Origin of the sequence: Streptococcus loxodontisalivarius (genome assembly GCF_016908645.1) — a bacterium.
In the GTDB taxonomy this organism is placed as follows: Bacteria; Bacillota; Bacilli; order Lactobacillales; family Streptococcaceae; genus Streptococcus; species Streptococcus loxodontisalivarius.
Genome location: NZ_JAFBEH010000072.1, coordinates 1 through 6,193, shown reverse-complemented (window position 1 = coordinate 6,193; position 6,193 = coordinate 1). Strand labels below are relative to the sequence as shown.

The 6,193-nt window shown below is 41.6% G+C and carries 5 protein-coding genes and 2 pseudogenes; all 7 read right to left on the bottom strand.

Annotated elements, in window-relative coordinates:
* Window positions 1-107: 107 nt before the first annotated feature.
* Window positions 108-455, bottom strand: a complete 348-nt coding sequence (gene rbfA / locus JOC28_RS10170; protein WP_239548959.1) for a 30S ribosome-binding factor RbfA — start codon at window positions 453-455, stop codon at window positions 108-110.
* 14 nt (window positions 456-469) lie between these two features.
* Window positions 470-2,956, bottom strand: a pseudogene (gene infB, locus JOC28_RS10165) (translation initiation factor IF-2); the annotation flags it as partial.
* An 80-nt stretch (window positions 2,957-3,036) separates the two neighbouring features.
* A pseudogene (locus JOC28_RS11005) lies at window positions 3,037-3,262 on the bottom strand (translation initiation factor IF-2 N-terminal domain-containing protein); the annotation flags it as partial.
* Between the two features lie 18 nt (window positions 3,263-3,280).
* Complete coding sequence (locus JOC28_RS10160) at window positions 3,281-3,583, bottom strand: YlxQ-related RNA-binding protein (RefSeq protein ID WP_205010572.1); 303 nt, start codon at window positions 3,581-3,583, stop codon at window positions 3,281-3,283.
* Entirely contained in the window at window positions 3,576-3,872 is a 297-nt protein-coding gene (gene rnpM, locus JOC28_RS10155; RefSeq protein WP_205010571.1) for an RNase P modulator RnpM, read from the bottom strand. The genes JOC28_RS10160 and rnpM overlap by 8 nt, the downstream gene beginning before the upstream one ends.
* 21 nt (window positions 3,873-3,893) lie before the next feature.
* Window positions 3,894-5,117: a transcription termination factor NusA gene (gene nusA, locus JOC28_RS10150; protein ID WP_205010570.1), complete on the bottom strand. Its 1,224-nt coding sequence runs from the start codon at window positions 5,115-5,117 to the stop codon at window positions 3,894-3,896.
* 230 nt (window positions 5,118-5,347) lie between these two features.
* Complete coding sequence (gene rimP / locus JOC28_RS10145; RefSeq protein ID WP_386701157.1) at window positions 5,348-5,827, bottom strand: ribosome maturation factor RimP; 480 nt, start codon at window positions 5,825-5,827, stop codon at window positions 5,348-5,350.
* Window positions 5,828-6,193 lie beyond the last annotated feature (366 nt).

Here is a 6,193-nt window from a genome sequence, read left to right as displayed (position 1 = left end):
AAGCGGATTCTTCTTGCTTTGAACGCAACAAAAGAGAGAACCAATCTGATTCTCTCTCGTGCTTAATTATTTAGTCAACCCACTACAGTTGACAAAGAGCCTTCTTTTTAGTCTTTGTTCAAATTGCGGAGCATTTGATCGATTTTGTTACCGTACTCGATAGACTCATCCTTAACAAAGGTCAAATCTGGAATCTTGTACATGGTCAAATTCTTACCAAGCTCACGTTTGATAGTACCAGTCGCTTTTTCAAGACCAGTCTGTGCTTTCTGATTGTCTGACGCTAGCGTAGAGTGAATTGTATAGTACACCTTAGCTGCTGACAAGTCGCCAAGCATTTGAACGTCGGTAATGGTCACATCTTGAACACGAGGGTCACGAACTTTCTTTTGAAGAATCTCGTTTACCTCACGCTTGATTTCCATACCAACACGGTCAATACGATGATTTGCCATGGGAATTTCCTCTTTTATTTACGTTTGATCTCTTCCATAATGTAGGCTTCGATAGTATCGTCCACTTTAAGGTCGTTGTAGTTTTCAATCATCAAACCACCCTCTTGGGCATTACCAACTTCCTTAACATCATCTTTGAAGTGTTTAAGGCTGGCAAGTTTACCGTCAAAGATAACAACGCCGTCACGGATAACGCGGACGCTTGAATCACGGGTAACCTTACCGTTAATAACCATGAATCCACCGATTGTTCCGACTTTAGAAACTTTGAAGGTTTCACGGATGATGGCTTCACCAAGAATTTTTTCTTCGTATTCTGGGTCAAGCATACCTTTCATGGCATCTTCGATTTCTTCGATAACCTTGTAGATGATTGAGTGGAGACGAATTTCCACTTCATCAGCGTCAGCTTGAGTACGAGCTTGTGGTGTCGGACGAACGTTGAAACCAATGACAACAGCATCTGAAGCTTCAGCAAGTGTAATATCTGATTCATTGATTGCACCAACAGCTGAGTGAACCACATTGACACGAACACCCTCAACATCAATCTTAAGAAGTGATGTAGCAAGAGCTTCTACAGAACCTTGAACATCAGCCTTGATGATAACATTAACAGTTTTCACCTCACCAGCTTTAAGGGTATCAAAGAGATTTTCAAGTGATACACGGTGAGTTGCTTGACGTTGTTTTTGAAGCGCACGTTTTGCACGTTCTTCACCAGCTGCACGCGCAGCTTTTTCATCTTCATAAACGGCAAAGTGATCACCAGCCATAGGAGCTTCGTTCAAACCTGTAATTGATACTGGTGTTGATGGCTCTGCTGATTTAACACGACGACCAAGGTCATTAGTCATAGCACGGACACGTCCGAATGTGTTACCAACAACGATTGGGTCTTGAACGTTAAGTGTTCCTTGTTGAACAAGAAGGGTTGCAACCGCACCTTTACCTTTATCAAGACGTGCTTCGATAACAGTACCGATAGCACGAACAGTTGGATCAGCCTTAAGCTCTTCCATTTCAGCTACCAAGAGAACTGTTTCAAGCAATTCTTCGATATTTTGACCGAATTTAGCTGAGATTTCAACAAATTCAGACTCACCACCCCAGGCAGTTGAGATAACGCCATGCTCAGCCAATTCACCGATAACACGCTCTGGATTTGCACCTGGTTTATCAATCTTGTTGATAGCAACAATGATTGGAACGCCAGCTGCTTTTGAGTGGTTGATAGCTTCGATAGTCTGTGGCATAACACCATCATCAGCAGCAACGATAAGGATTGTAATATCTGTTACTGAGGCACCACGCGCACGCATTGATGTAAAGGCCGCGTGACCTGGTGTATCAAGGAAGGTAATCTTCTTACCGTTTTCTTCGATTTGGTAGGCACCGATGTGCTGAGTGATACCACCAGCCTCACCTGTTGCCACACGAGAGTTACGAAGGGTATCAAGAAGGGTTGTTTTACCATGGTCAACGTGTCCCATGATGGTAACAACTGGTGCACGTTCAACCATATTTTCTGGTTTAAGGTAGTCTTCATCCACGAAGAAACGTTCGATATCAGCTGTATCGACTTCAACCTTAGCTTTAGCTTCAATACCATAATCAACCATGAGGAGTTCGATTGTTTCTCCATCAAGAGATTGGTTTTGAGTAGCCATAACACCCATCATGAAGAGTTTTTTAACAATTTCTGCTGGCTCACGTTTGATACGTTTTGCGATTTCAGCAACTGTCATCCCTTCACTGTATTCAAATTCTTTTGGCAATTCATGGAATTTACGCTCTGTTACTGGTTTTGGAGCTGAATTACCATTACGGTTATTTTTACCTTTTTTATTTTTGTTTTTATTCCAGTTACTATTTCTTTGATTTCTCACTTGGTTTTGATTGTTCCACTTATTATTTCTAGATTGCTTTGGTCCATCTTCATTTTGACGATCGAAATCGCGTGATTTCTCTGGACGAGCTTGTTTCTTACGACGTGTGTCTTGGTTAGCAGGTGCTGCTGATGCAGTAACTGTTGGTTTGCTGCTAACTTGAGGAGCTGGCGCTGCCTTTTTAACCTCTGTCTTAGCCGCTGCTTCCTGAGCCTGACGTTTTTGACGTGCAGCCTCTTGCGAAGCTTGTTCTTGACGCTTGGCTTCCTGAGCTTCACGGAAACGTGTCTCACTTTGACGTGAGTATTCAGCATTTTGCTCAGCTTTAAGAGCTGCTGCACGTGCCTTGAAGTCTACTTTAGGAGCTGCTTGTTGGCGATTAGGTTGCTGGCGACGGTCATTTTGACGGTTGTCACGACGATCAGTACGATTATTTTGTTGACGATCACGATTACCATTTTGGTTAGCAGATTGCTGCTGACGATTACGTCCTTGATCATTTGAACGACGATCATTACGTTTGTTTTGACGGTTACCAGATTGAGCACGTCGCTCTGCTTCAGCCTTAGCTTTAGCTTCACGCTCCGCCTTAAAGTTACGGCTCTGAGGTTTTACAGGGGTTGCTTGAGCAGGCTTTTTCTCCTCAGAAAGAGGTTTTGAAGCCGTCTCTTTAACCTGTGGTTTAGGCGCAGCTTTAACAGGTTCATCCTTAGCGACTTTTGGAGTTGCTTGAACTTGTGGTTTGGCTGCTGGTTTTGATGGAGCACCAAGACTGTCTTTGATGCGCTTGGCATCAGCTTCATCAACGCTTGAAGAATGGCTCTTTACAGCAAGTCCTAGTTCCTGCGCTCTGGCAACAACTTCCTTACTTCCTAGACCCACTTCCTTAGCAATTTCATACAATCTTTTCTTAGACAATTAGTGTCCTCCTATTCTTTAATTCATAAGAGTCCTCATTTTCTTTGAAAATCCAGCATCAGCGATAGCAACGACCTTTCTGGCCTTGCCAATAGCTGAGCTTAATTCCAGTGTATTAAACACTGTGGAGACTTCTATATTATAGTAGTTACTTTTATCAGTTACCTTTTTAGTCAAATTAGGACCTGCATCATTAGCGAGAAAAACAAGTTGCACCTGTTCAGCTTGGATGGCCTTAACCACCAAATCTTCACCTGAAATGACACGACCAGCTCTCTGGGCTAGCCCTAATAAATTAGATAGTTTACTTAAATTATTCAAGACCTAACTCTCTTCTTTTGACTTTATGATCTACATAGGCAATGAGTTCATCATAAAAAGCTTCTGGCACTTCCATTGAAAAACTACGGTTAAAAACCTGTTTTTTCTTAGCCATTTGAGCTTCTTCATTGTCCAACTTGATGTAGGCACCACGGCCATTTTGCTTACCAGTTGGATCGATAAAGACCTGACCTTCCTTATTGCGGACAATACGCAAGAGATCACGTTTATCGATGACTTCCCCTGAGACAACTGATTTTCTTAAAGGTATTTTTCTCTTTGTAGCCATATACCTTTCTTCCTAGCTTTCTTAAGCGTCTTGTTCTTCAGTCGTTTGCTCAACTACTGCTTCTTCAGAAACAAGTTCTTCCGTTGCAAGTACGACTTCCTCAACAAGTTCCTCAGCCACTTCTTGACTTGCTTCTTCAGCTTGAAGAGCACGTTCTGCTTCAAGTGCTTCATATTCACTAGCTGATTTGATATCAATCTTGTAGCCAGTCAAGTGAGCTGCCAAACGAACGTTTTGTCCACGACGACCGATAGCGAGTGACAATTTGTTATCTGGAACAACAACTGTCGCACGTTTGCTGTTTTCTTCATCAAAAAGAACATAGTCAACTTCTGCAGGTGCGATAGCGTTGTAGATAAATTCAGCTGGATCTGCAACCCACTCGATAACGTCGATATTTTCTTCAACTGGAATTTCAATTCCTGTCTTAGCATCGTAACGTTTTGGATGGAATTTGCTGATAACTTTCTTGATATTTGAACCGCCACGACCAACGATAGTACCAATAGCATCAACGTTTGGATTGTGACTGCGTACAGCAACCTTAGTACGGTCACCGGCTTCACGTGAAACGCTCATGATTTCAACTGTTCCATCAAAAACTTCAGGAATTTCTTGTTCCATGATACGTTTGATAAATTCTGGATGACTACGGCTTACGAAGACATTAACACCACGTGGGTTGTTTTCAACCTTATAAACGTAAACTTCGATACGGTCATGTGATTTCCATGTTTCACCAGGAATTTGGTCTTGGTGTGATAGCTGTGCTTCCAATGAACCAAGGTTAACATAGATAAAACGTTGGTCGAAACGCTCAACAGTACCTGTCATGATTTCGCCTTCGTGTTCTTTATATTCGTTGAAGGTTACTTCACGCATTTGTTTGCGCATTTTTTCCATGATGGTTTGTTTAGCTGACTGCGCAGCCACACGACCAAATTCAGTCACTGACTCTTCGAAGCGAATTTTATCACCAAGTTCATAAGCAGAGCTGATTTTAAGCGCATCTGAAAGGCTGATTTCAAGACGGCTGTCAAAAACTTCTTCCACAACTTCACGAACAGTAAAGACTTGGAAGTCACCTGTCTTTTCATTGAAATCAATGACACAGCTCTCAGCTTGACCATAACGGCGTTTGTAAGCTGATTTCAAAGACTCTGTCACAGCATCGATGATGTCTTCTTTATTAATGTGTTTTTCCTCTTCCAAAATACGGAAGGCTTCTAGCATTTCTTTGCTCATAGTGTGTGATGCTTTGCTATTTCAGCAAAAGCAAGATTCCTTTCATGATAATAAGGGGAGTGGAACAGCATTTGAGAGATTAAATCTCCTGCCCACCCTTTGCAGAACTTTTCTTACAGCAAGTTATGATAGTGGATTGAGAAAGGAATAGGACTAGGCAAGGAGTTGCTAGAATAGAACTGTTGTTCATCAAAGCGACTTGTACTCCGTCCTAACCTCTATTCAATTCACTATAACTTGACAGCCAAACGAGCTTTGGCAACCGTTTGATAAGGGATTTCAACCGTCTTATGACGAGTTTTATCCAAATAATCGATAACCAAAGTCTCACCATCAAAGGACACCAAGTCACCTTGGAAAACCTTGATTTTATCAATAGCCTTATAGAGACTAACATTGATATACTTGCCAACAGCATTTTCAAGACTTTCAGCAGTCTTCAAAGGACGCTCCAAACCTGGGCTAGACACTTCTAGGAAATATTGCTCAGGGAATGGATCTGGCTTGATGGTATCAAGAGCTGGGCTGATAATATCGGTCAACTCCGCTGTATCCTCAACCGTGATGCCTTCTGGCTTATCAACCAAGACTGACAAGACATAGTCGCCACCCATTTTTTCATACTCCACATCAACCAACTCAAAAGGTTCTGTGATTAAGGGTGTGACAAGTTCAGTTACCAAATCAACAATTGTATTTGCGTTTGCGATGACTGATCCCTCCTTTATGATTACTTAGCCAGTGACCTTTCTTTTGAAAAATCGCTGAGCTTCCATCAGAAAAACTACCTTACGGCAAACATATAGAGGCGAAGAATTAACTCCGCCTCCTCTTTTTTCTGATTACTTTAGTAGTATTATATCACAAAATAAAAATAATGCAAAAGATATCGTATCATAGCTAGAACAAGAAAGTATTTCTAGATTTCGCTATAAACTAGAAGGTATCAAGATAAAAAGTACCACCATCAACAAGTACCTTCGTTAGTGTAAAATAATACTCGGTAAATCGTTTACAGGTTTTCAAAACGAAAAAAGTCCTATATCCTAGGAAATGCAAAAAAAGTAACCTAGAAG